Origin of the sequence: Paenibacillus intestini (assembly GCF_030803945.1) — a bacterium.
Lineage (GTDB): Bacteria > Bacillota > Bacilli > Paenibacillales > Paenibacillaceae > Paenibacillus > Paenibacillus polysaccharolyticus.
On the sequence record NZ_JAURUN010000006.1, the window covers coordinates 271891 to 297207 of the forward strand.

22 protein-coding genes and 1 tRNA gene are annotated in these 25317 nt (G+C 46.1%); 4 read left to right on the plus strand and 19 right to left on the minus strand.

Annotation, left to right across the window (positions count from 1 at the left end):
- Positions 1-7 precede the first annotated feature (7 nt).
- The 7 genes from J2T16_RS17970 to J2T16_RS18000 form a co-directional block, all read right to left on the minus strand.
- Positions 8-763, minus strand: a complete 756-nt coding sequence (locus tag J2T16_RS17970) for a pentapeptide repeat-containing protein (protein WP_499018949.1) — start codon at positions 761-763, stop codon at positions 8-10.
- A 229-nt stretch (positions 764-992) separates the two neighbouring features.
- Entirely contained in the window at positions 993-1547 is a 555-nt protein-coding gene (locus tag J2T16_RS17975) for a GNAT family N-acetyltransferase (RefSeq protein WP_090917803.1), read from the minus strand.
- Positions 1548-1777: 230 nt separating this feature from the next.
- Positions 1778-4411, minus strand: coding sequence for a polynucleotide kinase-phosphatase (locus J2T16_RS17980; protein WP_499018987.1), 2634 nt, complete (start codon positions 4409-4411; stop codon positions 1778-1780).
- Between the two features lie 59 nt (positions 4412-4470).
- Positions 4471-5979: a 3' terminal RNA ribose 2'-O-methyltransferase Hen1 gene (locus tag J2T16_RS17985; RefSeq protein WP_499018950.1), complete on the minus strand. Its 1509-nt coding sequence runs from the start codon at positions 5977-5979 to the stop codon at positions 4471-4473.
- Positions 5980-6040: 61 nt separating this feature from the next.
- The gene (locus J2T16_RS17990; protein WP_221787716.1) at positions 6041-6835 is read right to left on the minus strand and encodes a nucleotidyltransferase domain-containing protein; all 795 of its coding nucleotides are present in this window, start codon (positions 6833-6835) and stop codon (positions 6041-6043) included.
- Between the two features lie 28 nt (positions 6836-6863).
- Entirely contained in the window at positions 6864-8357 is a 1494-nt protein-coding gene (locus tag J2T16_RS17995; RefSeq protein WP_336120951.1) for a TROVE domain-containing protein, read from the minus strand.
- A 153-nt stretch (positions 8358-8510) separates the two neighbouring features.
- Positions 8511-8610, minus strand: a tRNA-Asn gene (locus tag J2T16_RS18000).
- Positions 8611-8811: 201 nt separating this feature from the next.
- Here J2T16_RS18000 and J2T16_RS18005 point away from each other — a divergent pair.
- Together J2T16_RS18005 and J2T16_RS18010 are read left to right on the plus strand one after the other, a co-directional pair.
- Positions 8812-10167, plus strand: a complete 1356-nt coding sequence (locus J2T16_RS18005; RefSeq protein WP_221787713.1) for a helix-turn-helix transcriptional regulator — start codon at positions 8812-8814, stop codon at positions 10165-10167.
- A complete protein-coding gene (locus tag J2T16_RS18010) occupies positions 10115-10957 on the plus strand; it encodes a WYL domain-containing protein (RefSeq protein ID WP_221787711.1) in 843 nt (280 codons plus the stop codon). The genes J2T16_RS18005 and J2T16_RS18010 overlap by 53 nt, the downstream gene beginning before the upstream one ends.
- 24 nt (positions 10958-10981) lie before the next feature.
- Here the strand turns inward: J2T16_RS18010 and J2T16_RS18015 are convergent, their stop codons facing one another.
- The 6 genes from J2T16_RS18015 to J2T16_RS18040 all read right to left on the minus strand — a co-directional run bounded on the left by J2T16_RS18015 (position 10982) and on the right by J2T16_RS18040 (position 14391).
- Positions 10982-11161, minus strand: a complete 180-nt coding sequence (locus J2T16_RS18015; protein ID WP_221787709.1) for a hypothetical protein — start codon at positions 11159-11161, stop codon at positions 10982-10984.
- A gap of 7 nt (positions 11162-11168) precedes the next feature.
- Entirely contained in the window at positions 11169-11666 is a 498-nt protein-coding gene (locus J2T16_RS18020; protein WP_336120953.1) for an LURP-one-related/scramblase family protein, read from the minus strand.
- A 207-nt stretch (positions 11667-11873) separates the two neighbouring features.
- Entirely contained in the window at positions 11874-12611 is a 738-nt protein-coding gene (locus tag J2T16_RS18025) for a hypothetical protein (RefSeq protein ID WP_336120954.1), read from the minus strand.
- Positions 12608-13306 carry an ABC transporter ATP-binding protein gene (locus tag J2T16_RS18030; protein ID WP_336120955.1) on the minus strand — a complete coding sequence of 233 codons (699 nt, stop codon included), beginning with the start codon at positions 13304-13306 and terminating at the stop codon, positions 12608-12610. The genes J2T16_RS18025 and J2T16_RS18030 overlap by 4 nt, the downstream gene beginning before the upstream one ends.
- Positions 13299-13694 (minus strand): GntR family transcriptional regulator, encoded by a 396-nt coding sequence (locus J2T16_RS18035; RefSeq protein WP_336120956.1) that lies wholly within the window; start codon positions 13692-13694, stop codon positions 13299-13301. Before J2T16_RS18035 ends, J2T16_RS18030 begins: the two co-directional genes overlap by 8 nt.
- A gap of 139 nt (positions 13695-13833) precedes the next feature.
- Positions 13834-14391 carry an STM3941 family protein gene (locus tag J2T16_RS18040; RefSeq protein WP_221787704.1) on the minus strand — a complete coding sequence of 186 codons (558 nt, stop codon included), beginning with the start codon at positions 14389-14391 and terminating at the stop codon, positions 13834-13836.
- Between the two features lie 233 nt (positions 14392-14624).
- On the opposite strand from J2T16_RS18040, the gene J2T16_RS18045 reads away from it, so the two are divergent.
- Positions 14625-16646, plus strand: coding sequence for a prolyl oligopeptidase family serine peptidase (locus tag J2T16_RS18045; protein WP_499018952.1), 2022 nt, complete (start codon positions 14625-14627; stop codon positions 16644-16646).
- A gap of 155 nt (positions 16647-16801) precedes the next feature.
- Here the strand turns inward: J2T16_RS18045 and J2T16_RS18050 are convergent, their stop codons facing one another.
- Entirely contained in the window at positions 16802-17491 is a 690-nt protein-coding gene (locus J2T16_RS18050) for a stalk domain-containing protein (RefSeq protein WP_154890726.1), read from the minus strand.
- A gap of 318 nt (positions 17492-17809) precedes the next feature.
- Here J2T16_RS18050 and J2T16_RS18055 point away from each other — a divergent pair, with 318 nt between their 5' ends.
- The gene (locus J2T16_RS18055) at positions 17810-18988 is read left to right on the plus strand and encodes a PatB family C-S lyase (protein WP_154890725.1); all 1179 of its coding nucleotides are present in this window, start codon (positions 17810-17812) and stop codon (positions 18986-18988) included.
- Between the two features lie 104 nt (positions 18989-19092).
- Here the strand turns inward: J2T16_RS18055 and J2T16_RS18060 are convergent, their stop codons facing one another.
- From J2T16_RS18060 to J2T16_RS18080, 5 genes are all read right to left on the minus strand, one after another.
- Positions 19093-20082, minus strand: a complete 990-nt coding sequence (locus tag J2T16_RS18060) for an alpha/beta hydrolase (protein WP_186809740.1) — start codon at positions 20080-20082, stop codon at positions 19093-19095.
- 131 nt (positions 20083-20213) lie between these two features.
- Positions 20214-21176: a hypothetical protein gene (locus J2T16_RS18065; protein ID WP_499018953.1), complete on the minus strand. Its 963-nt coding sequence runs from the start codon at positions 21174-21176 to the stop codon at positions 20214-20216.
- A gap of 307 nt (positions 21177-21483) precedes the next feature.
- Complete coding sequence (locus tag J2T16_RS18070) at positions 21484-23544, minus strand: MFS transporter (protein ID WP_499018954.1); 2061 nt, start codon at positions 23542-23544, stop codon at positions 21484-21486.
- The gene (locus tag J2T16_RS18075; protein WP_339836094.1) at positions 23498-24400 is read right to left on the minus strand and encodes an ABC transporter ATP-binding protein; all 903 of its coding nucleotides are present in this window, start codon (positions 24398-24400) and stop codon (positions 23498-23500) included. The genes J2T16_RS18070 and J2T16_RS18075 overlap by 47 nt, the downstream gene beginning before the upstream one ends.
- Positions 24393-24782, minus strand: a complete 390-nt coding sequence (locus J2T16_RS18080) for a GntR family transcriptional regulator (RefSeq protein ID WP_090917764.1) — start codon at positions 24780-24782, stop codon at positions 24393-24395. Before J2T16_RS18080 ends, J2T16_RS18075 begins: the two co-directional genes overlap by 8 nt.
- Between the last annotated feature and the right edge of the window lie 535 nt (positions 24783-25317).

A 25317-nucleotide genomic window follows, 5' to 3' on the forward strand; every position in this document is an offset into this window, starting at 1 on the left:
CATGCAACTAATTTGATTCCAGACTACTGAAAAATCGCTCAACAAAAACATCACCATATATTTTCTTCATATGTGCCGTGTTAAAAATATATTGTTCCATACCGTCAAGCTTGCGCAGACTGCGTACCAGTATTTTCCGATCATCATCAGATAGATCAAGGTCATCATCAATCTTCATTAAAGCATTTTTCACACGTGCAGATACCTGTTCCATATACAGATGGTTTTTGGACTTCGGCGGAATACATTGCGTCAGGTCACAGCCTACAAAACGAACACCGTCAAGGATGCAGTTTTCTAAATTGACGATTAACTTCTGTTTGCCATTTCCCTCAAACGTAATATCCACTAACTTGCCGGTAAAGGAACAATTGACGATATTTGCTGCTTGTAAAATCCGATCATTGAATCTACATTTAACAAAGGTACAGTCGATAAACGTAGCATTCTCCAATGTCATGCCCCTCAGATCACAGGAGGTAAATTCACAATTGGTGAACACGGCTTCGTTCTTGCCAATGCCAACAGAGCGCAAGTCGGACCGAATAAATGTACATTGATCCACTGTGCTACCTTCAAAAAATCTCGCATTCGTAAGATCACAGGTATCAAATACAAGCTGATGCAGCGTGCAGTTCCAGAATATAGGCGAACCAACATTCGAGTTTGTTACGGTCGTTCCGCTTATCGTTTCGTTTTCATACCTTAAAATATCAGAAAAACATTCGTTGTCCACTGACATACCAGACTCAAGTCTTCTCATCCCGATCACCCTATCATTTCATCCAGAGTTTAACCCGTCACTTTTAGAAAAAAAACGTCTTGACCAAAAAATTCCTGTTCTTAACTCGTTATTATACCATAAAGCAATTTATATATTGAGATAAGCACTGTTGTCTGGGAACGAAAAAAAGTCGCTGAAATAGCGACTTTAATGAAAATATACACTAAACACAACAAAAATAATGTCGAATAAATGTTGTTATATGAAGTTATTTGTATTTTTTTATCACATTATGTCTTGGATCAATGAGCCATGTAAACCGTTCCTTATTCATATATACTTCCCGAGCATTCACAATAGATGGGATCACATCCTCCCCCTTATAGAATACTCTTCCCCCGACTTTCTGAATCGGCACATGGTAAGAGATGCGCAAAGCTCTCATCAGCACCGGTTCAAGTAACATGGCATAATAACTAATCTGGTGCTTCTCTGCATAATGAACGATCGCAGATAATAAATCAGTAACATATCGCCCCCGAAAGGTAGATAAAATAGCAAGTTTATCGATCTCTGCAATATGCCCCATCTCTGCCTGAATCAATGGATGCTCCAGGAAGGGACCGATTTCGTTCATGGAACTATCTTCGGCGTAAGGTTTGATTTCAATCGAACCTACATAATGGCCTTCCTCCGTAACCACCACATATCTTTCCAGAAACACCTCTGAGAACTCAAACTCAAATCCTTTCTCATTCCATACCGTTGTCCATATCCCATTGAACATGGCAAACTCCAATTCATTTTCTACCCGTTTAAACATGGTCTTCGCTTCCTTTCTGAGTCCTTTTATTGGAAAACTCACCATTACTATCGGTGCATGTAAAGTTGCTATGTATACAAAAACACCAACACCAGGCTTCACCAAACAAAGAAAGAAAGCGAAGCACAAACGGTATATACCGATAAAACTGTACAACGCAAAAAAGGAATGGAACTGGATGGAAAATCATCCAATTACATTCCTTTTCAAGTTCGTTCATGAACCACGACCTATAAACGTGGATCTACGCGTTCCGATTCCAGCGATAATGTGGCGAGCACACATTCATGAATTCGTTCTACGGACTCTCCTCGCACAAAACGTTCGATCCCTTCCATGCCCAAAGCACTTTCAAGTAGAGCATGTCGCTCCTTTTTGGACGTTTTACGTTTGCGAAGACGGGACACATGCTCAGGAGCCAAATAATCCATGCCGTAGATGAGATGCAAATAGGCACGTCCTCTAACTTTGAGCGCAGGCTGCATCATTTTGTTACCATTCCAGCTGCGGAATGTCTCCGGTTTGATGACGATCCCCTCATGTCCCTCAGCCGTCATTTCCTCCCACCAGCGAATGACCTCTTCCTCATCCGTTTCATCCGCAATAATCCGGTATTCCGTCTCCATCATCAGCGACGACAACCGAGCCAGCTCACGGTTTTGTAGCATGTGCCACTCATGTGTACGCTCCCAGAAGGTTCCCGTACTGTGAGCCAGCGTATGAAACGGTGCAATGCGAATGTCAGCAATATCCTGCACATCCCAGCAATAATATTGGAACACATCCCGGAATGTCTGCGCATTCGCCAGTTTAACCTCTGTTTCCTGTAACCAGTCCGCAACGTGGCGGCCCGCGCTCATAGCCTCGCGAATTTTGTCCATCACAATGCTGCGATCCATCTGCGCTGCCTCAGCGACATGCGCATATTGAGATGCAATAAGCTCCCGCGCTTTCAGGTTCCAAGGTACAATCTCTGCATCCAGCAATACAAATTCGGTGGAATACCGTTCAAAATAACCACTTACGGTCAAGTCTGCATGTAATCTGGTGAGCACCTTCTGTTCTCTATCGGGATCAAAAAAGGATCGGCCTGTACGTGTCACGATGCTCCCCAACATCGGTCTGCCTACTCGCTGCGATGCAACCTGTTCGTCGCGGAACAGAAGCAGTATCGCTCGGCTACCCATATGTTTTTTCTCTGCTACCATACGGGTCACGCCCTGAGAACGATAATAACGGAATGCATCTCGCGGATGCTCCATAAAACCTTCTACCGAACATTCACCCGGCGGTGGACTCATCGTTGGCGGGATATAGACGAGTTCCTCCAGTGGCACCGTAAAATGAGAAAAGGTATCCAGTGCCGTCTGCGCCACTTCTCCCTGCACAGCGACATTCAACCGCGAACCCGTCTGAACGGTAAAACCGTCCTTGAACTTGCGGATGTTGGGCGGTGCAAACCGTTGCTGATTCCAGCGTTTCAACGGACTGTCTGGATCTTGGGCATAGTCTTGCTTCGCCGGTACACTAACACTCTCCCGTTCCGGCATTCTCCACGCCGTGAGCATACCGCCAAACACAACACCCTGATCGATATTCACCGTATCATTCACAATCGTAGGGTATGGCCTTGGATCATGTCCCCAGACAATACATTCACCGGACGTATGATCCACGTACCAGTCTTTACGTACAGGCCGGCCCTTATCATCCGTTCCTTCCACATCGCCATATCGACAGTAATCCTGAATGCGTTTGGACTGTTTGCCGATAAAATGGTCCCGTATCCCGGCATGGGCGACAACCACTTGTCTTACTCCATTCCGTGTAAACACTAGATGAGAAGGTGCATTCAGCAGAAAATGCTTCAACGATTCCCATACCCTTTTGGCCTCTTCACTGCCTTGTTCCTGTTCAAGCTGGAGCAATTCAGCTTCCACCCGTTCATCCCCATGACTTAAGGTGACATCACGGCCGTCCAGATAACGTGCAATTTTCCAGCCATGGTTACTGTCAACCATATAAGCAAGACCTGCGAAACAGTGTTGTTGCCAGAAAAGCAAACATTTTAACGATTCCGGTCCACGGCTGCTTACATCCCCGACGGAAACGAGCTTCCGCCCTTCGGGATGGCGCATCAGGCCATCTTCCTGTTCAGCGACGTATCCCAGACGTTGAACAACTTCTATCATTTCATCATAACAACCGTGGATATCGCCAATGATATCAATCCCCGCTCCCATGTCTAACATCAACGGATTCGTTGTGCGTACAAAGGTCACAGGATATGGATGTTTCAGCACATAACTGGCATCGAATCCTTCATCACGGATCGCACGCAGCGTACGTTTGAATTGCTGTGCCTGTTGTTTTACGCGTTGACGGCCACGCGGATGTTTACGCTGATCATCACGTTCAAGTAATACATGCTCCGGTACATCCAGTACTACCGCGATAACAGGGACATGGGATTTGCGTGCCAGCTCGATTAACCGTCCGCGATCCTCGGGATACAGATGAGTCGCATCCACCCAGGTCAGCTTGTTCAGACGACAACGTGTGGCGAGTATGGCTTCCATCGCTTCAAATGCTTTGGCCGATACTTGCTGGTAATCTGCATACAACACATCCGCTTCACTACGAGGCCGATGCCTCCATTCCACATACTCGTCGTCGCCTACCAACATGCGGAACTGATCGGACGAGACGATCTCGGTAGCGCGGATGACATCCTTTTCCACAAGTTCTGCAAGCAGTGTACTCTTTCCGCTGTTCGATGGACCAATCAGCACTACGATGCCTGTATGCGGCAGTTGAATCTCTCGCTGTCTATCCTGCGTATGGCTTGCGATTTGTCGCTGCATTCCATCTGTTCCGTTGTGCGAACGCTTGTGATCACCCGCACCTGTTTGCCTTTCGTTTCTCATACATGCTCCTCCTTTCCCCGTGTGAACACAGCCAATTGTGTCGGCTTTCCGTAGCCTTCCTTTTCCTCACCAATACCCCTGATCTCGTAAGCATAATTGCCTTTCTCTGCCCACTCCGCACATCGGCCATTGAATTCCTCCCGTGTCCATTCAAAGCGGTGATCATGGTGACGGAACTGCTCTTGCTCCATCGCATACACTTCGTTATATTCCTTATTCGGAGTAGTAACCAGTAGCACTTGCGGCCGATACTCTTTCAGAATCGTTTCCATAATGCCATTCAGACGATATGCCTCAATATGCTCAATCACTTCACACAAGATCATGACATCCTGATACTGTAACTGCTCGTCAAAATAAAACAGAGAACCAAGCATCGGTTCCGGCATGGCCTGAACCCCTGCCCGATCCTGCATTTTGGCGAAACGTTCCATCGCCCGCAAACGTGATTGACCCGATGGCTCAACAGCAAGGATTGATTCCACTCCCGGAATATAAGCGAGACGTGCAGACAGCTTCCCCTCACCTGCCCCCATGTCCACAATACGGCGTTTTTCAGGCAAAGAATCCACAATGTCCGTGATCGCGCGGTAACGTAGATCATTTAATCGTGCAGGTATTTCGGACGAGTCATCAGCTCGATCTGCACTTGTGGCCTGAACTGTGTCTGCATTCGGATTCTTATCCTCATGCCTGGATATTGCCGACTCCGATTTTAATGTTTTTTTCAGATCACCTTCTGCTTCCTCAGCTTGTTGTTCTAATCGTGAAGGCCGATCATCCAACGCGCCATGCTGACGTTCATACGTCCGAATCAGTTCGGCAAAATGAAGCGTACGCCTAACGATAAGTCCCTTAAGGGGGTGGGAGTCTAACCAGCCCTCACCATAACGGTTGATTTTATCAATCTCATCTTCACTGATGAAATAATGCTTGTAGTTATCCAGCACCGGAATGAGCAGAAATAGCTGACGTAAAGCCTGTTGTATCGTTTGCTTACCTCGCAGGGTGATGTGACGAACTGTACTTCGATTTTTCAGGTCAAACGAATACGCCGACTCTCCCCGTTCCACAGTAATGTCATATCCCAAACAGGAGAACAACTCCTCCACCACACGGTCAGGCAGATCAGAGGCAACCGGGCCAAACTTCAGCTCCAGTTCAAAGGCATGATCCACCCATCGCACATAGTCTTCCTTCGGTTTGCCATTCAGAGCTGTGCCCAGCGCATTCCGTATGTAAGAGCAGAATAAACTGCTGGTCACAAACTCACGGTCATTGATGTATTGTGTGATATCATATCCATCCGGTGTGCCTCTAACGAGATCGACCAGATCAGGCTCGGCATGAATCAACACCTCCGTCTCTTGCTCACTCGCTTTGGTGTAGACCATCCGAACACGCACACCTTTATCTGTCCGGTCATACACATTATTCGGATTTTTGGCGAGCAGATGGGATACAACCCCTGCGTTCACTCCACTTGCTTTTAGAATCAAATGCATATCTTCTCCTCCTTTCGTTGATCTTCAACCCATTTTGTGAGTTCTAATCCCATCCATTCATTTATGCCCAAACTTCTTGTACAGCTGATTGAAATATCCGATTTAAGACCTCAATCTCCACAGTCGCTTGTCCTTGAATCTCGGTAGCCAGTTGCTCTACATGTGCAATTTGAGCCGTAATATACGCTTGAATGGCCGGAAGCTGCGGCTCCATATCCAGTTCGTCTCCGGCTTTTTTCCGGCGTAACAGATCATGAATTTCCGTATACAGAGGTGTGCCCGCTGGAACCAAGGTCTCAACGAGTTTGTCAAAAGCCATCGGCGGCATGGTTTCATAACGTTCAATCCAGCCACAGGCCAGCAAAGGGCGCAACACATAAAAGTATTTTTTGATCTTCACCTGCTCGCCCTGCAAGTAATCACGGAAGTTTCCCTTAGCCATGTTCAGGTAATGGTACAAGCATGATTTCGGTGAAAACGTTAGCGGCGACAGACTCCGAATCTGCCCTGCTACGCTATATTGCTCATCATATTGAATCGGGGACTGTAACCACTCCAGCAGCGGCGGGTTGGACTTGCGGAACAGCTTCAACGCTTTGCGTATATCCCATCCGTTAATATCCAACTGGTCACTGATCGGACGTTCAATCACATCCCGTTGATCTTCAATCGACAGATACCACTCCAACGGTCTGACATAAATAAAACGCACATCGTAGTCACTGTCCTGCGAAGGAAATCCCCACGCCCGGCTGCCTGACTCACAGGCATAAATAATGCGAACTTGCTCTTCCTGCTCGATCTGCGTTAGCTGCTTCGCGATGATCTCTCTCATCGCCTGATCTACATCGGTCATATCTGGGATCCCCTTTCTCTGCCTTGATTTAAAGTGTTATTTTTCGCACACGCTCGGCAATCGTCTCATACCCTGTTGCTGTCTCTGCAATATATGTCAGTACGGCTTCGCTCCAGCCATAGATGTAAAAAGTCTGACCATCCCGCGGCGGAACCATGGCCTGCCGGTAAGGGGTAATATCTACAATGAATGCCTGCAGCCCCGGATTCATGGCGCGTCGGTATCGTTCTAACTCGGCATACATTGGACTCCCCTCATTCTGTTGCTCATCCGTAATCATAATGATGCGATCCACCATCTCTTGAGACTCTCTTAGCTCTCGTACAGGTCTTCCTGTATCGGTTCCGCCTTGTGCACGAATTCGATATGCCTGCGCCAGAATACCCTCGTCCAGCTTGGGGCGGGCATCTTCGACCTGTTGATCGAACAACCAGAACAAGGAGTTGCCCTCAGTTCGTTTGTATAGCGCCAGTGCAAGCACCGAACCGATACGTAGGTAGTCTCCCTGCATTGAGCCTGAGCGATCAAGGAAAATAGCCGTTCTTCCCGGCAACCGTGGCAGATTGTGCACGGATAGCTCCACGGCCTGTTGCAACGCTTCCCGGAGTTCTGACCGCTCAACCATCTCATACGCTTTGACGAAGCGAAAAGGCAATATCCGCGATTGACGCAGTGCCTCGGCATCCGTCAGACGACGCGTGACGTAAGCGATATTTTTCTTTTTGGCAAAAACTCCGGCACGATCCATCGCATTTAAATGACGCAGGAGCGCAAACATCGGCATCTGGAGCATCAAAGCTTCCCAAATCGGACGCGTCGGCTGAAGGATCGAGGTCACGACCGAATAAGGTAGTTTCCCTTTTTCAATCTGGTGAAGCTGACTGGCAGGGTTACGTGTCGTTTTTAGTTTCTCCAGTGCCTGAAGTTGCGGAAGGTCCACCAGACTGGTCTCATGCCCCCGCAAATAACGGAATAAAGCTTGTTGCTTCTCATCCTTTGGCTTAGGATGTGCAGTAGCGATCATATCTCCCAGACTGTATCCACGCCCTCGTCCATTGTATTTTATGGCCCAGTATTCGCTGATTTCGTTCAGGAACTGATTGACTTGACGTTTCACTGCGCGCCCTCCCTCTCCCCGCCCGCTTCCTCTGAGGATGGTCAGAAAATCGGCCAGATCCGCTGGCGTCTTCACTACATGAGCAAACACTTTTGCGAACTGCTCCGGATTAATCTTGGACAATACGGCGAGCCCATACAAAGGCTGAAGCCGCATGAAACCTTCATTTCGAGCATATACCAAAGCCTTCGCCATGAAGTTTGCATCCAGTTCCGCCATCTCCTGATGGCTGCTCCCCGCTTCTTGCATCAGCTGTTGTTCATCCGCATAAAACGTATTGTTAAGCGTATTCGTCGTCAACATCTGTACATATTGTTCCTCGACCAATCGCTCATAAGTTGCATATCCATCATGATTATGTACTACAGATTGAGGTGTATTAAATAATGATTTGGCTCTACTCATCGCACATAACCTCCCTACGCGTAAAATGCTGTGCTTCATCTATGTGGAACATCTAACGTTGTTGGTCAACGTTTCTTCGTTTCTAATAAAAGGTTTCCGAGGAAAAAGGGGGAAGGTTTTACCTGCTCTACCGCTGAGCTACACCGCCATAACCGGCGGCGATTGGATTCGAACCAACGACCTGGTCGATTAACAGTCGAAGTAACCCTCCCAGGCGCCTCGGAAATCAGATCAGCCGAGCTAATTCACTGCCCCGCTTCACATCCTTATTATGCATGGAAACCATCAACCACGAACATGGTGAAAGTATGGCGACTTGGTGTGAATTAGAGTGAGTTGCAGTAACTTGGCGTGAATTGACGTAACTTAGAACAATTTCAAGCAACTTTGCCATGAAAACAGGCGTTTATCTTGATACAATGAAAAATACATAGTCCAATCGGGAGTGAGACACATGGCTAAAGAAAGCTTTGATAAAGAAATTCAGTTCCTGCGTATGCTGTCTCTGACCAGCGGCGCATATAACCGTCAGCAGTATGCCAAACGGCTTGGCATCTCTGTACATACCTTTGATAAAACACAGCGCAAGCTGCGAGATATTCGTCAGAGCTTGACCAATCAACGCACAGACAGTGAAATGGGCTCAGAGATGACCGACCTTGTTCGTTTCCAGTACGGTGAGTCTGCCGAGCCTCTGCTACTATTTCTTTTCCGTGCCAAATCCATGAAAGAAACCGAAGTGGAGCGCTTATCCGTCATTTTACATACCCTTCAAGACTCCGCTCTGACCGCGATGGAATTACTGGATGCCTGCTGTGCCGATTTGCCGGAAGAACTGGCCCTGCCGGATGAGAAAACGATCCGTTCGGATCTCAAGTATTTGGAGGAAGTCGGTGTTATTCGTAAAGAGCCGGGCGGACGTCCTTATCGTTATTCGTTACAGCAGGATGTGCTGACACGGCTTACCCCGGAAGAACAGCTGGAGTTATACGACTTCGTTGATATGATGGCGAACACACAGGTTCCATCGGTGCAAGGATATCTATTGCGGGATAGTATGAAAAAAGTAATTAAAGCCAGTTATCCGCAAGAAGAAGCGACGGAGCCATATATTTATAAGTATCATTATTACTCACGCATTCTGGACGAAGCCCATCTGTACACCCTGCTTGGAGCGATCCGTCAGCGAAGACGTGTGCAGTTTCAGTATTTTTCACCGAAGAAACCGTCCAGCTATAGCTCGCAAAATACGAATCCAAAGTTTGAACGCGAGGCTGGCGGAAGCTCCAATCGGATCATCCCGATTGAAGTCGTTTATGATCACCAGTATGGGCGCTGGTATGTCATCGGTTATCAGAGTCGGCGGAGATTCGTGAAGTTTCGGATGGAGGGCATCACCCAGCTGGAGGAGCTTCAGCCTATTGAAGAAGAGCATATGCTTGCATTGAAAAAAGAATGGGCTGACATCAGCCAGTACAGCTGGCTTGTCGATACAGGCCGCACCATAACGGTGCAAGCACGCTTTTTCCACCCGGGAGATGGTCAACGCAACTTTATTCTGGATCGCGTCCAGCTGCAAGGACAATGGGGAACCATAACGCCCGAAACGGATCATAGCTTTTTGTATGAAATTCAGGTCAACGGAACAACAGAGATTAAACCTTGGCTACGCAGTTTTGGCTCAAGCTGTGAGATTCTGGCTCCGCGTAAGCTACGTGAGGAAATGATCGAAGAATGGAAGGAGATTGCGGCGTATTATGAACCTGTTCGAGAAAATGTTCAACTACCAGATCATGACGAGACTGAATGAAACCGGACTGTTCACCTGGACTTCGCAGGAGCGAGCCTGGCTTCGTATGATGATGGAACATCCGGCTGCACAAGAAGCGCTAAGCCCGCCAACGTTGACCAAACTAAACCATATGCTGGACGGGGAAAAGCACTTGAATCTGCAAGATTACCTGACGGAAAAAGCCAAAAGTGAGGAGAGCAGCGTCTCTCATCCCCTGCTGAGGCCGTTACGGCAGATGATCCTGAACGGTGAAGGTTTTCAAATGACAGGTCGTATCCGTAGCGGACGCACAAGCCAGGAGCAGTTCGGGTTCCCGTATAAACTGGAATATTCCATGGTCAAAAAGGAATGGTATGTGCTCTGGTATGCCCCGCACTTTGCCAGGTTAATGTCTACCAAGCTGCATAGCATCACCAAGCTTGAGGCCAGATCCATTAAACCGGAGGCCGCATCACGATACAAAGCTAGCATCGCCCTGATCACGGAAAAACGTAAAACGTCGATCACCATCGAGGTGTTGCCTGAGTTCAATGCGGAGTTGTCCCGAATACTGTATGCCTTCTCCTGCTTTGAGAGAGAGGTTATATATAACGAAGCAAACCATATCTACCGGATTCTGCTGACGATTCCGCGAAACGAGGTCGATTACGTGTTGTCCAAAATGCGTTTTCTCGGCAAACGTGTTCGGATCATCGATCATTCGGCCCTGCAGGAGCGCATGTCCGAGACTGCTGCCAAGGTACTGGCACGATATGCGCATTCCGAGTCCATACAGCCGGGTGGTGAAACGGCTGCGCAAGGTGATTAGCACGAACCAGCGCTTTAAGAGCTATCACTTAGCAAACTCCTCGATCTCATCTTCTCTGTTGGATGCACGATACACAGTAAAAAGGACGAAATGATGTAGGCATTCATCTGACCTGACCGCTACTCCATCGGCATGGAACAGATCAATCGCCTCAACTTCGTCCTTGTAGATGAACGTAATTTTGAGAGCTACATCCCTATACATTCCGGGTCTACGAACTACTGCTACTGGCTGCGTTCCGTCTTTTGTTAATCGCGTGCACGCCCATGACCACAGCAACCAATTCATAAGTGTCCAAGTATTCGGATTGATTATCCAGCACAAACGCTCCTGAACTAAACCAACCGCTGGTACGACGGAAGCTTACTACAACGCGGCCCGATCCATCAGTCACATCATATTCCTGCGAAAATGCAGGAGCAGATACATCATGTATGCCACGTGAGCCCGCATCGTACTCATACTTTTTGCTAAAAAAGCTGAATCTCGCTCTTAGCACCCCCAGATGTGTGCCATCTGCTGCGGTCACGTCCCAGCGATTCGTCAACATGCGGAATTTGCCGCTACAGACCAGGCCATTTTCATCCGATACATCGAGTGATGATCCAAATACACTTTTTAAATCCAGGTGTCCCGCCCGATCCTGATCGGCATTCATGATTTCCGTATATCCGGCGTTGAAAAAGTTATCTCTGAAGTACAATTGCATATCGCTTTCCCCTTCCCGATGTTGTAATGTCTAATGATGCTCATCATGCGAATCCATCTTTAATTACCCTATTCGCGGTTATTATACATATATTTACGTATTCAAACTGGAATAGGGTGCATATATCCGTTCATTTCTGCCAAAAGAAAAAACGAGCAGCTCTGCCACCCGTTGTATCCATTCTGTATTCTTTTGCTAAAGCAGGGATCAGACTTCCACTTTTTTCGTGTTCATATAAATAATACCCCATACGAGAAGCGCGGCAAGTGCCATTTCAAACACCGTGGTCCCCCACCGTCCATCCGCCCATATAACACCGTTGGCTGAAAATGAGATACCCGTGCTTTCTTCGGTGAACTGAAACAGATCATTCGGACTGAACTTTCCTGAAAAAATAACATTTTCCAACCAGCTAAGCAGGTTAATCAGAACAATGAACGTGACAATCCCGATCCATGGGCCTGTTTTCCAGCGGAACGTTCCCGCTACACTAATGGAGAAAAAGATCATGATCGTCATAAACAGAACAATCCAACCTGCAAAAAACAAAGTACTCCATATCTCAGCTACACTTATGTTGACACCAATATAAGCAGACAGATCAAGCCCCAGTTTCATCGTAATGTAGAGGTAAGCGTGGAGGAAGCCTATCAGCAGCAAGCCCAGTCCGCAAATTGTACCAAAAATGATAGGTGATAACACATGAGACAGACCCGTGACCGGGATCAGACGACGATTGTAGGAGCGGATATTCGCAGCGTAGGTTTTTATCGTCTTCACATAGATGGCTACTCCTGCTCCGACGTATGCCATGATGCCAAGCACATTTGCAGTGACACCGGACAAAAATATCATCAGACCCAGTTGAACAATAATCAGGATGACTAGCCCTGCCAGCAGGGTGTTCCAGCTTCTTCTAAAATCATACTTCAACAATGTCATCATTCTGCATAGACCTCCTTGAACATCTCATCCACACTTTTTCCATGCTTCAGCCTGATTGTCTCGACTTCCTCATGCATAACTACCTTGCCTTCCCGAATAAAGACCACTTCATCGAAAATGCGTTCAATATCATTCACCAGATGTGTAGAAATGATTAGACTGCTGTCTTCATCGTAAAATTTAACGATCGCGTCCAGAATCTTACCTCTGGCTACCGGGTCCACGCCGCCGATCGGCTCATCCAGCAAATAGAGCCGTGCCTTGCGAGACAATGCCAGTGTTAACTGCAGTCGTTCATTCATGCCTTTGGACAAATGACTAACACGCTCATCCACTGAAAGATTCATAAACTCCAATATCTCCCGTGCCTTTTCTTCATCAAAATCGGCATAAAAATCACGGTAGTACGCGATCGCATCACGAACCTTCATCCACTTCTCGGTTAACGGACGATCCGGCATGAATGAAACGAGTGACTTCGTCTCCAGTCCAATCGCCTTACCTGTAACCTGAATGCTACCGCTAGCGGGATGTAGCAAACCTGCGACCAGTTTCATTAGTGTACTCTTTCCACTTCCGTTGCTACCTAGGAGACCTACAATTCGTCCTGGAGCAATATTCAGGGAGACATTGTGTAACGCCTGTTTACGCCCATATGTCTTGTTGACCTGATTAAGTTCAAGAATGTTACTCATGTGTCTCCTCTCCTTTCCTCTGACTACCTTCTGCCAAAGCATCCGTCACGATGGACACAATATCCTGTTCTTCGATTCCAAGCTCTTGCATTCCGGTCAGGAAACGATCCAGCAATTCGCCGGCCATTTCTTTCTTGATCATCATGATTTTCCTCTCCTCACTTGTCACATATCTGCCCAAACCCCGCTTCGTCTCAACCACTTCTTCACGCTCCAGCTCCTGGAACGTACGCTGTACTGTATTTGGATTAATCTGCAGTTCGGCAGCCAGTTCACGAACCGAAGGAATTTTATCTCCTGCCTTGAGGGCGCCGGTTACAATCTGTCGTTTGATATATTGCATGATCTGCAGATAGATCGGTAAATTGTTATCAAATTCGATAGGCAAGATGTTCTCGCTCCTTTCTGTATCGGTGTGTTAGTTACATAGTACACTAGGTAGTTAGTATTGTAAAGCCTATTTTCAGTTGTTATTTGAGCACACAAAAAAACAGGTCTCAAAGACCTGCCGTTCTAAGCCATATGTATTATTTCCTCCCGTTCAAAACGTAAATCCTGCCGCCTTTACCATGCTGCCAATGATTCATCATCATAAGATACAGTTCGTCGATTGGCAAAGTGATACTACTTTGCGCAATACTGATGGTTGCATCCACCATATTGCTATTCGCCGCCATCAGCTTGCGCTTCATCCCGTTATGACGTTCCATAAATGCTTTCTCATCCTGCAGTTTAACCCCAATCATTTTTTGCCCCATCAGCTCATACATAAACATATGTTCAATTTCCCTCCAGGCCACTGCCCCGCCTGAGGTATAAGAGGAAGAATCGACAAACCCCTGTTCATTAATGACAAAGGAAGGTTCTTTTCGGATCATCTTTACCAGGCTATAGAAGAAACACGTGCCAAAAAAGAGGACAGACAACAGACCAAGAACACTGGATATGATGGAAGTACCTGCACCTGAAGATCGGTCAAACATCAGAAAGAATCCGGCACTCACAAAAAGCGATGCCCCTGCCGTAATCAAAGCCATTCGTTTCCTGCTCGGATATTCCACATGCTGTTCATAAGATGTATTCAAGCATAACTTCCTCCTTCTTGTGACTAAATCATGTGCAGTTCAAAACAGGAATTGCATTGTACATTAAACCATTCGGGCTAGGCCTAAACATTTCCTGTGCGTCTATTCCTTCCTTGTAAAAAAACTTAACGTCATTCCATTCGGCAAGTTGTTGTCCTGTACTTGTCTTTCCGTTAATATAAATGGAAAGCTTAGGAAATTATCCAATCTGAATACTAGTGGGAGGACAAGCGATGAACGAGCAACGTGGCATGACATCGGAAGATTTGTACCAGCTTACATGGGTTAATGATCCGGTCCCTTCTCCTCAAGGTGGACATCTGGTGTATGTTAGCCGGCAAGTAAATGAAAAACACGATGGTTATCGCTCACACCTGAGACTACTTCATCTGGATAGTCGAAAGGACAGACCTTTCACTTCTGGAGAAAATGATCATTCCCCAGCTTGGTCGCCGGATGGGGCTCAGCTTGCTTTTATACGCGAAGTGCAGGGAAAATCCCAGGTATGGCTCATGGCTTCGGATGGCGGAGAAGCACAGCAGATCAGTCACCTGCAGCATGGCGTCAGTTCCTTCTTATGGGCGCCAGATGGCGGGACTCTGCTTGTAAAGTCTTCTGTGGAAATGATAGATAAAAAACCGGATTCAATGTCCGCGGAAGGCTACAACACAGATCATAAGGAAAACTCACTGCCTCAAGAAATCATCGTGGACCGAATTCGCATGAAATCGGATAGTGGCGGATTATGTAATGGCAAACGCTCTCATCTCTTTGTTATCGCGCCAATCAGCGCAGAGGCTATTCCTGTTACGACGGGTCACTATGATATCGGGGACTATGCTTGGTCTCCGGATGGAAAACGCATCGCCTGGATTACTGAAATGCCTGAAGAGGGCGCGGATCATAGCGACTTTAAATTGACCAATCATGTGTATACATCCAGACCTGATGGATCAGATCTACAGCAACTAACCCCGGAAGGATATACCTTCTATCGGCTTAGTTATGCACCTGACGCGCAATCTCTGGCCCTTCTCGCCAGTGACCGCTCTTATGGCAATGCTACCTTGGCGAAGTTGTATACACTCCCGATATCGGGTGGAACACCTGAATGCCTAAGTGCAGATTGGGATGTACAGTTGAATCATAACCTTGTTGGTGATATGCGCTCTCACCTCGTCACGACAGGTCCGCTATATTCACGGGATGGCTCTTCCATTCTGTGTCTTGCTACGATACATGGCAGCGTGCGTATAGCTAGATTCGCATTAGATGGAAGTGGTGCCGATTACATTTTGCCAGATGAATGCGAGATCTATCAGTTTGCAGAGCTGGCACAGGGCCAGATCGTCGCGGCTGTTGCGAATACACAACATCCCGGTGACTTGTATCTGTATGAACAACCGTGGAACCCCGAAATCAAATCTGTCCGTCTCACGAACAGTAACCCGCAGTTAGAACAGGACATTTGGCTTAGTACGCCAGAAACCTTCTGGTTTGACTCGTCGGATGGGCTACAGCTTCAAGGGTGGATCATGAAACCTCACGGCATCGTTGATGGTGTCAAGGTTCCGACGATTCTTGAAATTCATGGCGGCCCGCATATGATGTATGGTTATACTTTTATGCATGAGTTCCAGCTCCTTGTCGCTCAGGGCTATGCTGTGATGTATCTCAATCCGCGTGGAGGATTAGGATATGGTCAACAGTTCGTGAATGCTTGTCGGGAAGATTATGGCGGAGGCGATTACCGAGACCTGATGGAGTCTGTGGACTATGCTTTGTCCCATTATGCCTTCATTGACCCATCCAGACTGGGCGTAACCGGCGGTAGCTATGGCGGGTTCATGACGAACTGGATCGTGGGACATACGAACCGCTTCAAAGCCGCTGTTACCCAGCGTTCCATCTGCAACTGGTTGTCATTCTATGGCGTCAGTGATATTGGATATTTCTTTACGGAAGATCAGATTGGCGGTAATGCATGGGAAGACACGGAAAAACTGTGGAAACATTCTCCGCTGGCTTATGTGGGCAATATGCAGACACCACTGCTTATCCTTCATGGCGAACAGGATCTCCGCTGTCCCATTGAGCAAGCCGAGCAATTATATGTTGCACTGAAACGGCGCAAGCAAACGACCCGACTCGTTCGTTTCCCTGGAGCCAACCATGAACTATCTCGCTCCGGTAATCCACATCTGAGGGTGCGACGTTTAGAGCATATCGTCGGGTGGTTTAACGAGTATCTGTAAACCTCCCATGGAAGTTGAACGAAAAGATTGACCTAAAGACTGTTACATGGATACTCTGCACTTTGAACGCAAAAAGCCGATATGCCTGTAATCACGAATCATTACAGGCATATCGGCTTGCTTTATTTTAAGAATTAGAAAACATATGAACTTGCTTATTCTTCTCCCCAGATGACCGTAACTTCATTCAAATCCTTATCGCTTGAAGATGCGTTACCTGTGATCGTTACAGCGTACTTGCCTTCCTCACGACCTAAAATGCTGAATTCGTCAGCTTGAATATCCTCACTGTTTTGAGTCAGGTTTTTATTCTGATAATAGTTTTTGTAAGATGAAGCGAGAGTGCTCAGACTCTCCTTGGATGTATAGATCAGCACTACTTTTTTGTTTCCATCTACAACATTCTCAATCAAGCTGGTCGCTTTTGCATCCTTAGGCAATGGGAAATCTGCTGGCAAGTACTTGGATTTCACGCCTGGAGCTTGTGTGTTCGTACCTGTCGATGGAGATGTGGATTGACCGCTTCCAGTGGATGCAGACCCGCCTGATGAGCTTGAAGCACCTATGCTTACCTTATTATTCTTGGCGTCATATTTCACTTCTGTATTTAAAGCTTCAGCAATGGAGCGAGCCGGAAGGTATGTACTGCCTTGATACGTAATAGGCGCAAGTTTTTTGCCCTGATCACCTGTCGGTGTGAATTTTTGTCCGTTTACTTCAATGGCAAGTCCGTGATTCAGATAGGCTTTGATCGTTTCCAGTTGCGTACCTGCATAGACACCTGCTGATCCCGTTAAAACCATCCCAAATACGCCTGCTGCAATCAACCACTTTTTGTTTTTCATGTTCCTTCGCCTCCAAAGTTCAGTATAATAAAAGATGAATATTACATATTGAATTGAATCATGAGGTTATGAAAGGTATAGTGCAGATGAATTTAGTTCATATAACAATGAACTGTATCGATAATCCTTCAACTCCCACCTCATGTTAGCCATATCATAAGTACTTGATGGCAGGTTGTAAACGATATCTCGCTAAATCAGGACTTGGGTCATATAAAAATGGTTTAGAAGTTGCGAAAATACAAGATGTATTAGATAATGATGTCTTGTTTGTAGGACGTAACAACGAATCAATGAACCAAGGAGGACTTCTTTGTTATGATAGATCAATATTTGTTTGATACACCGATTGACCGAATATCTACCGCTTCCGAGAAATGGGACGGGCTTGAGGCATTATTCGGTGTAGCAGATGCACTTCCTATGTGGGTAGCCGATATGGATTTTGCTGCTCCTCCATCTGTTATTGAAGCTTTACAGGCCAGGATGGGACACGGCATCTTTGGTTACACTCTGCGAACCGAGGCCTATCATGCAGCCGTCACAGACTGGATGCAACGCCGTCACAACTGGAAAATCCATGCGGACTGGATCGTATTCACGCCAGGGATCGTACCTGCGCTCAGTATAGCGGTACAACAATTTACTTCACCAGGGGATGCTGTAGTCATCCAGACACCCGTATATCCTCCCTTCTATGATGTCGTGAGAGATCAGGACCGGGAACTCATTACGAATCCACTGATCGAAGAACATGGGAAATACACCATGGATCTAGATCATTTGGAGAGAAGTTTCCAGAATGGAAAGGTCAAAATACTGATCCTGTGCAGTCCTCACAATCCGGTTGGACGAGTATGGAGTCTTGAGGAACTGGAGGCTCTTGCATCACTGTGTCTGAAATATAATGTGCTCATCGTATCGGATGAAATCCATGCTGATCTGGTGTATGAACGTGGAACACATACACCGCTAAGTCTGATCTCGGAAGCGATCGCAGCTCGCAGCATCATCTGCACAGCACCAAGCAAAACGTTTAATATCCCCGGATTAAGTTCATCAAACATTATCATTCCTAATGCCCAATTGCGGGAACAGTTCGCCAAAGGCGTGCGTACCATGGGGTTATCCAGTATTAGTACACTAGGAGCCGTAGCAACCGAGGCCGCTTATAACGGTGGCGAAGATTGGCTTGATCAATGTCTTGCTTATATTCGGGGCAACATGGAATACGTGCAGCAATTTATTGCGGAGCATCTGCCAGGTATCCGTCTGTACCTTCCTGAAGCCACCTATTTGTTATGGGTCGATTTCCGGGAATTAGGATTGACTCATGCGCAATTAAGCAAGAAACTGCTTCATGAGGCAGGACTCGCATTCAATAGTGGGGTTGTATTCGGCAAAGAATATGCCGGATTCATGCGCATCAACGTAGCCTGTCCACGTGCAACAGTTGAAGAAGCTATGCTCAGATTATTAGTTCTGGCCAATAAATAAATAAATAAATAAAGGGTGTCCCAGTCGTATGTCATGTTTTTTTCATGGTGAATCGCTGTGATACCCTTTTTAAAGTGCCGATTTAACTTGAATTCTTTGTATCTTTAGTTTTCTTTTTTATGAGCCTGAATAAATTGCACGGATGCCTGTAGCGCCTGCTGCGCTGCTTCACTCCCCAGATCGAACTGGTAATCATGTCCCAGCTTCTCCGAAGATGATTGAAAAAATAATGTTTCTGTCGTGACACCTTGACGCTCTAACACTTCTGCAAGTTCAATCGATTGTACGGTCAAAGGATCATCATTACCAGAAGTAATAAATGATGGTGGAAAGGTGGCTGTGGCCTGAAGGACCGTTGACATTTCATCCAGATGTGGATCATTCTCGTATGCCTTGCTTCCCGTATATGACCATAGAAACGTTCGTATAAACGGAAAGCCTGTACTCTCGACAGTACGCAATTGATATGGCCCACAGAACAAAAGTGTACCTCTTAACTGTTCAGATTCCACTGATGGCGTTATATTCATTTGTTTTGCCAGATTGGGATTCGTAAGCAACGCCGCAGTCTGACTTGCAATCTGGGCACCAGCCGAATTACCAGCAAGAAACAGGTTGCTCGGATCACCTTGATATTCACTCACATGATCTCTGATATATGTTAGAGCCTGATTGGTTTGCATTACGGGCACAGGGTATGTCGTATTCGGCGCAAGTGCATAATTCATGCTGACCACCACATGACCACGTTTGCTTAACTGCACCGCATAATCGGCTATGTCTTTTTTATCACCCATAACCCAACCGCCGCCATGAACCCACAATATGACTGGCAAGGGTTTAGTTGCTGCGGAAGGATAATAAATGTCCAGCGTACTGTTGTTACGACCTCCATCTGCATAGGCCACATCGGTAACACGGGTTATCCCTTCCGAAATAAACGATGCCTTGTCGCTTTCATTTGTAGTAAACAATCCATTCCCTGTCTTTAGCAAAAGTACTGTTATTCTGGGTGTGAATTGTGAGCCTACTCCTACAACACCGATAATCAGGAGCAATAAACTGATGGGAATCCAGTAACGCTTTCGTTTCAAACCCGTTCTGCTCTCTATCTGCACCAGCCTGCACCTCGCTCCATGTTCAATGAATGGTTCTGTTATAGAGGTGTACGCACCAGAAAAAATCTAGTTTCTCCCATGCAATTTTCTTGCAGGATCAGGCTCATTCATTTGGATCTGTTGTGGATTTCTTGGCTTACTGTAACGTAGATCGTAGACATCTTTTGCTCTAACGTGTGAATATGTTGGCTCGCAACCGTCCATCTCTCAGCAGAAGAAACCAGGGAATTCAGGCTACTCAGCACACGTGAAGGCTCACCTTTTTTTAGGGTTTGTTTAAAGTTACGAAGCGCATCCGAGTACCGTTCTCTGGACAAACTGACTTGTTTCTTGGCCGTTTGTATCTGCTTTTTTACAGCATTTGTGCCATTTAACATCGCTCGCAGCCGCTTCACCTCCTTATTTTTCCGCTTCCGTGCTTCAGCAAGGCTCAATTTCTTCGCACGAATATCCTCACGTGCCAATTGCACCAAGGGTTTTAGCGTGTCAGCCTGTGTACGAATGGCCGAACTCCACTCTTTGCTCTGGAGAGCCTTGGAAGCAGACAATTGTTTGTTCAGTGAGCTATAAAGTTTGAATAAAGGTTCATAACGTGCCTGTGTAAGTTCCACTGACTTCTGAAGAGCAGCCAGCTTCGCTGCATCGGTATTACTGATTGCCTTTCGAAGCTGCACCAACTCAGTAGCGTTCGTTGTATGTAGTTGCTTGATCTTTTGTTCCCACATCTCTTTTTGGGAAATCCATTTCCCGGCACTTTCGTATGTCTGTAGTAAGGAACGTTCCGTTTGCGCATCTGCCTTATTCACTACTGTATTCCAGGCTTTCTGCGCAGTAACATTCAGCTCAATCCCTTCACCGTGAACTGTTGTTGCACTACATATCATTCCAATGCCGTACGTTGCAACAAACATCACACTCAATCTTCTTAAAACCGAATGTCCAACCAGTAGCTTTAACCAAAAATGAAAAAACTGCACCCACGTTGACTGCCTCTTCCACGTTTCCATTGGTTGTCGAGGCAACGTAAGTTGCTCTACCAATCGTTTCTTCTCCGGTCTTAAATACATCATCCTTCTGCACCCCTTTTTCTCAAAATTAGTATGGAAGTCCGCGACACTATTCACCCTGTATATATCCAACAATTGTTCCGTACAGCGTCCAGAGTAAGACTCCCTTGCAGTTCAAGATTCAACATCAGCGATCCGTTCGGCGAACGACAAAAAAGCACCCGCAAGTCAGGCATGTGCCTGCTCTTACGGGTGCTTCCCTCTTGAGCCGTTCCATATAAGATTCGGTGATTCAACAAATCGCTTGGATCTTCACTTTTTCAAATATATTCCACATCTTTCATTTGGTCAAGCTGAAGTAAAGAAAAATTTAAAGATCGATTAGAATGGCTCTCATACCCTCGGTAAGATCATCCTCTTCTAACATCATATAGACGTTCTGGCCTTTATTAAAATTAAGCTTGATCTGATAGAAGATACCCTGATCGGTGTAGTAACCTGATCTTTGCCGCTGGAGCAACTGGCTGATAATTTCTTTGTTCTTGGTGGCTACCTTCTTGTTTCCTTTTAGATTTTCATCTATGAATTGCGGGTCAGGATAGACATATATAGCTTTACCCGGGCTGTTAATCTCTTGTTTAATAAACTGGGCAGAAGCAACTTCATCTACAGAGACCTGCAACTGATCATACAATTTGTTCTCTTTGAGCCATGCAATTAAACGGGTGTAGGTTGGTTTAATCTCATATGTGGAGCTAAGATTAGGTTGATCCAAAATCTGCTTGGACGATAATCCATCCCGGTAATCTTGATAAACCTCAGCTGATGCATACGACTCCCAATGGGATTTTTGATCTTCATACGTTTGATCTAAAATTTCTGCTTTCAAGAGTGCCTTGAATTCACGAATGAGCTGCGGGTTACTGATGTATACAGCGCGATCACTAGTTAATCTTGACCGGATACCAATGCTGCGAACGTCATTGTCGAGTGCATAGGTTCCATAACTGACTGCTTTATAATCTTCGAAGTTTTTCATATGCTCAAACTCTTGTTGAAAACGGCTCTCTTGAACGATATATTGCCGTGATATTGTCTTTCCATTCTTCAATTTATAGTCAACCCTGACGCTCTCTTGGTCAGGTATAATCCGGCTTTGTCCCTTCTCATTCAACGTCTGACGGGAATCTACAATTTTCTGATGAAGTGCAAGAACAGCATCAATATATCCCATGTCATTAGAGTAGAATTGTTCATCATCCAGCTTTACAATCTGATTATCTACATAGATCGTATGGTCCCCGCCAATTCGAACCTTCTCGACGTTGTCTTTCGATGGCACATTTGTCGCATAACCATTCCAGTCTGCCACAGGCACGTAAAGAATAAGTGCAGTTGCAATTCCATATACAGCAAACTGTGGTAATAAGCCGCGGTTCCAGATCAGCCAGGTTTTGCGAATGATCATCTCAGCTCCAATGTACCCCGCAACGCCTCCAATGATGTAACCTGCAACGCCCCATATCCGGGAATCGCCTGGGGAAATCATTGAGAAATAAGCGCCACTAAGCAATACAATCGTGAACATGAAGCCAAAACGGAAGATTGGTTTGACAATGCGAAATGCAATGGCTTGGGTTGCCGATTCTACATGGCGCTTACGGTAAAAGAGATACGATAGAACGATCATAAGTACAGTCATCCCAGCGTAAATACTCAGTTCGCCCCATCCAGGAATCGCATAACTGAGGCTGCTGACGCGGGAAATTGGAGAAATAGTCTCGATTTTGAATCGGAAAATGTTTTCCGGATAACCAAACAGATAATGCTTCAGATGCAGTCCAAAGACTCCCCAGAAAATCAAAGGAATCAGGCTGATGCCATATACAGTCAGACCCTGTAGAATAGATTGCCCGATACACATCCCTACCGCAACTGTCAGCGTAAACATGAAGAGAGAGACAATGCTTATGGTTACTCCCCACATCCAGATTGCACTGTCGTTAAAAACATAAGCGGGTTCATTCAGAGCTACGGACACCCACTTGGTAACTCCAGCCGTAATCCAGATGGGGACCAGAATCATTACATATCCGGTCATCAGGTTCATCGTGAGCAAATGTCTACGCTTCAGCGGCAGGCTGTGATATACATCCGCAGGCCCCCCTGCTTGAATGTAACGGAACAGGAACAAAGCCATCACAACCGGCACCGTAATTGCAAGAAACCAATGAAACTCCCCGTTTACTTTAAATAGAGTACTAATCTCCTCCGTATAATCTCGATACTCTGTGCCGATAAATAGCGGAAGCGTTAATAATAACAAGAGATAAACAATACCAAGCCATCCGTGCTGCCTGAAATTTTGGTACAGGATACCGCGGTTAAAGTATAATCGGTTGAATGTCATACCCGGCACCCTCCATTTCATAGATAAAAATCTCCTCCAGTGTCAGCGGCAACACATCCAGCAGATACGGATCATGCAAACGAAATTGCGCCGTAACATCTTCACGATGACCTTTAACAATATACAAAGAGACACTTCCTCTTTTTTCTTCATGCATAATATGAACCTGTTCTTTCAATAAATCAGCATGATCCGGGTGGCGAAAGGCAACCTGAATCTTGTGTGTATCAGACTTAAGGTCATCCAGATCCTTCTGCACGATAATTTGGCCTTTGTGCATGATGGCTACATGGTCACAGAGATCTTCGATCTCCCGCAAATTGTGGGATGAGATGATAATGGTCACCTGACGCTCCGCCGCTTCCTGAAACAAGAGGTTTTTGATCTGTTGGCGCATGACAGGGTCGAGTCCATCAATCGGTTCATCCATAAGCAACACCTCAGGCATACAGCTGAGTCCCAGCCATACCGCAGCCTGACGGCGCATGCCTTTGGACATGCGATGAAGCTTGCGTTTTACATCTAATTTGAAGACAGCCCCGAGTTGGTTGAAACGTTCCTCACTCCAGCTTGGATAGATTGAGCGGTAGAATGAAGCCATATGCGTAATCGAAGATTGCGGGAAAAAGTTTGGTGAATCTGCCATGAAAATAGTGCGGCCTTTCAGGTCTAAATTTTCGTATACCTCGGCTCCGTTAATGCGCACTGTTCCACGGTCTTGACGATAAATACCGGCAATGATTTTGAGCAACGATGTTTTGCCTGCCCCGTTGGAACCGAGTAAACCATAGATCGACCCCTTATTTATGTACATTGTTACGCCATCGACAGCCTTTTCCTGTTCAAAAGCTTTAACGACTTGATTCAGCTCAATCATGGGGCACCTCCTTCTCTATACGGGCCATCGCTTCTTCGAATAAAAGAGTCATCTCCGCCTTGGATAAACCGGAAAACGAAGCTTCGGCAATCAGTTTCACCAAGGATTCTCTGATCTCGTCTTTCATAGCCTCCTTCGGATGTTCCACAGATGGTGATACGAAACTTCCTTTACCCTGCACGGAATAAATATAACCTTCTCGCTCAAGCTCACGGTATGCCTTCTGAATTGTATTCGGGTTCACGGTGAGCTGTGTTGATAATGACCGAACGGAAGGAAGCTGCTCATCGGGTTTCAGAATACCGTATACGATCATTTCTTTGACTTTATCCACCAGTTGCTCATAGATCGCCTTCCGGCTACGTACATCCAATTCGAACATCCCGCACCTCCTTTCTTAACTTAGTATGTCGCCTTGCTTGTTTTGCTGTTAGTGTACTCTCAGTGTACTACCTGTACTACTATTAATAATACAGTTAATACAGTTTGTCAATCTTTAACTTTAACTCCATGCCTGAATTAGGGAACAGTAAAATGTATATAAAACCAATCCATATGGTATAGTTGACATATAAAAAGGAAACAAGAAAACGATCATGTTATTTTCTAAAAGATCAGAGGGATATTCCTTTCGAATATAGTTTAGCGAGGGAGCATCTGATCACTTCTATAAATATCGTTCCTCCTTATTGAGCTGGTGCGAATATGCTCGAAACTGGACTTGGTGCGAATAAGCTCGAAAGATTGTTTTGCACCTGCTCCTTCGTTATGATGAGTTACAACGGCTTAGTATGAGTTAGGATGAATTAAGATGAGGTATAACAAGGTATGACGAGATATGAGTAAGATCAGTGAGGGTGAGATAGAGAGGTAGTTATGAGTTAGAGATGCGATGAGTTAAAATGATAGAATGAGTT

Coding starts and splice junctions, on each gene's coding strand:
- J2T16_RS17970 (WP_499018949.1), bottom strand. CDS start 763: ATGAGAAGACTTGAGTCTGGTATGTCAGTGGACAACGAATGTTTTTCT.
- J2T16_RS17975 (WP_090917803.1), bottom strand. CDS start 1,547: ATGTTTAAACGGGTAGAAAATGAATTGGAGTTTGCCATGTTCAATGGG.
- J2T16_RS17980 (WP_499018987.1), bottom strand. CDS start 4,411: ATGCAGCGACAAATCGCAAGCCATACGCAGGATAGACAGCGAGAGATT.
- J2T16_RS17985 (WP_499018950.1), bottom strand. CDS start 5,979: ATGCATTTGATTCTAAAAGCAAGTGGAGTGAACGCAGGGGTTGTATCC.
- J2T16_RS17990 (WP_221787716.1), bottom strand. CDS start 6,835: ATGACCGATGTAGATCAGGCGATGAGAGAGATCATCGCGAAGCAGCTA.
- J2T16_RS17995 (WP_336120951.1), bottom strand. CDS start 8,357: ATGAGTAGAGCCAAATCATTATTTAATACACCTCAATCTGTAGTACAT.
- J2T16_RS18005 (WP_221787713.1), top strand. CDS start 8,812: ATGGCTAAAGAAAGCTTTGATAAAGAAATTCAGTTCCTGCGTATGCTG.
- J2T16_RS18010 (WP_221787711.1), top strand. CDS start 10,115: ATGAACCTGTTCGAGAAAATGTTCAACTACCAGATCATGACGAGACTG.
- J2T16_RS18015 (WP_221787709.1), bottom strand. CDS start 11,161: ATGTATAGGGATGTAGCTCTCAAAATTACGTTCATCTACAAGGACGAA.
- J2T16_RS18020 (WP_336120953.1), bottom strand. CDS start 11,666: ATGCAATTGTACTTCAGAGATAACTTTTTCAACGCCGGATATACGGAA.
- J2T16_RS18025 (WP_336120954.1), bottom strand. CDS start 12,611: ATGATGACATTGTTGAAGTATGATTTTAGAAGAAGCTGGAACACCCTG.
- J2T16_RS18030 (WP_336120955.1), bottom strand. CDS start 13,306: ATGAGTAACATTCTTGAACTTAATCAGGTCAACAAGACATATGGGCGT.
- J2T16_RS18045 (WP_499018952.1), top strand. CDS start 14,625: ATGAACGAGCAACGTGGCATGACATCGGAAGATTTGTACCAGCTTACA.
- J2T16_RS18050 (WP_154890726.1), bottom strand. CDS start 17,491: ATGAAAAACAAAAAGTGGTTGATTGCAGCAGGCGTATTTGGGATGGTT.
- J2T16_RS18055 (WP_154890725.1), top strand. CDS start 17,810: ATGATAGATCAATATTTGTTTGATACACCGATTGACCGAATATCTACC.
- J2T16_RS18065 (WP_499018953.1), bottom strand. CDS start 21,176: ATGATGTATTTAAGACCGGAGAAGAAACGATTGGTAGAGCAACTTACG.
- J2T16_RS18070 (WP_499018954.1), bottom strand. CDS start 23,544: ATGAAATGGAGGGTGCCGGGTATGACATTCAACCGATTATACTTTAAC.
- J2T16_RS18075 (WP_339836094.1), bottom strand. CDS start 24,400: ATGATTGAGCTGAATCAAGTCGTTAAAGCTTTTGAACAGGAAAAGGCT.
- J2T16_RS18080 (WP_090917764.1), bottom strand. CDS start 24,782: ATGTTCGAATTGGATGTACGTAGCCGGAAGGCGATCTATGAGCAACTG.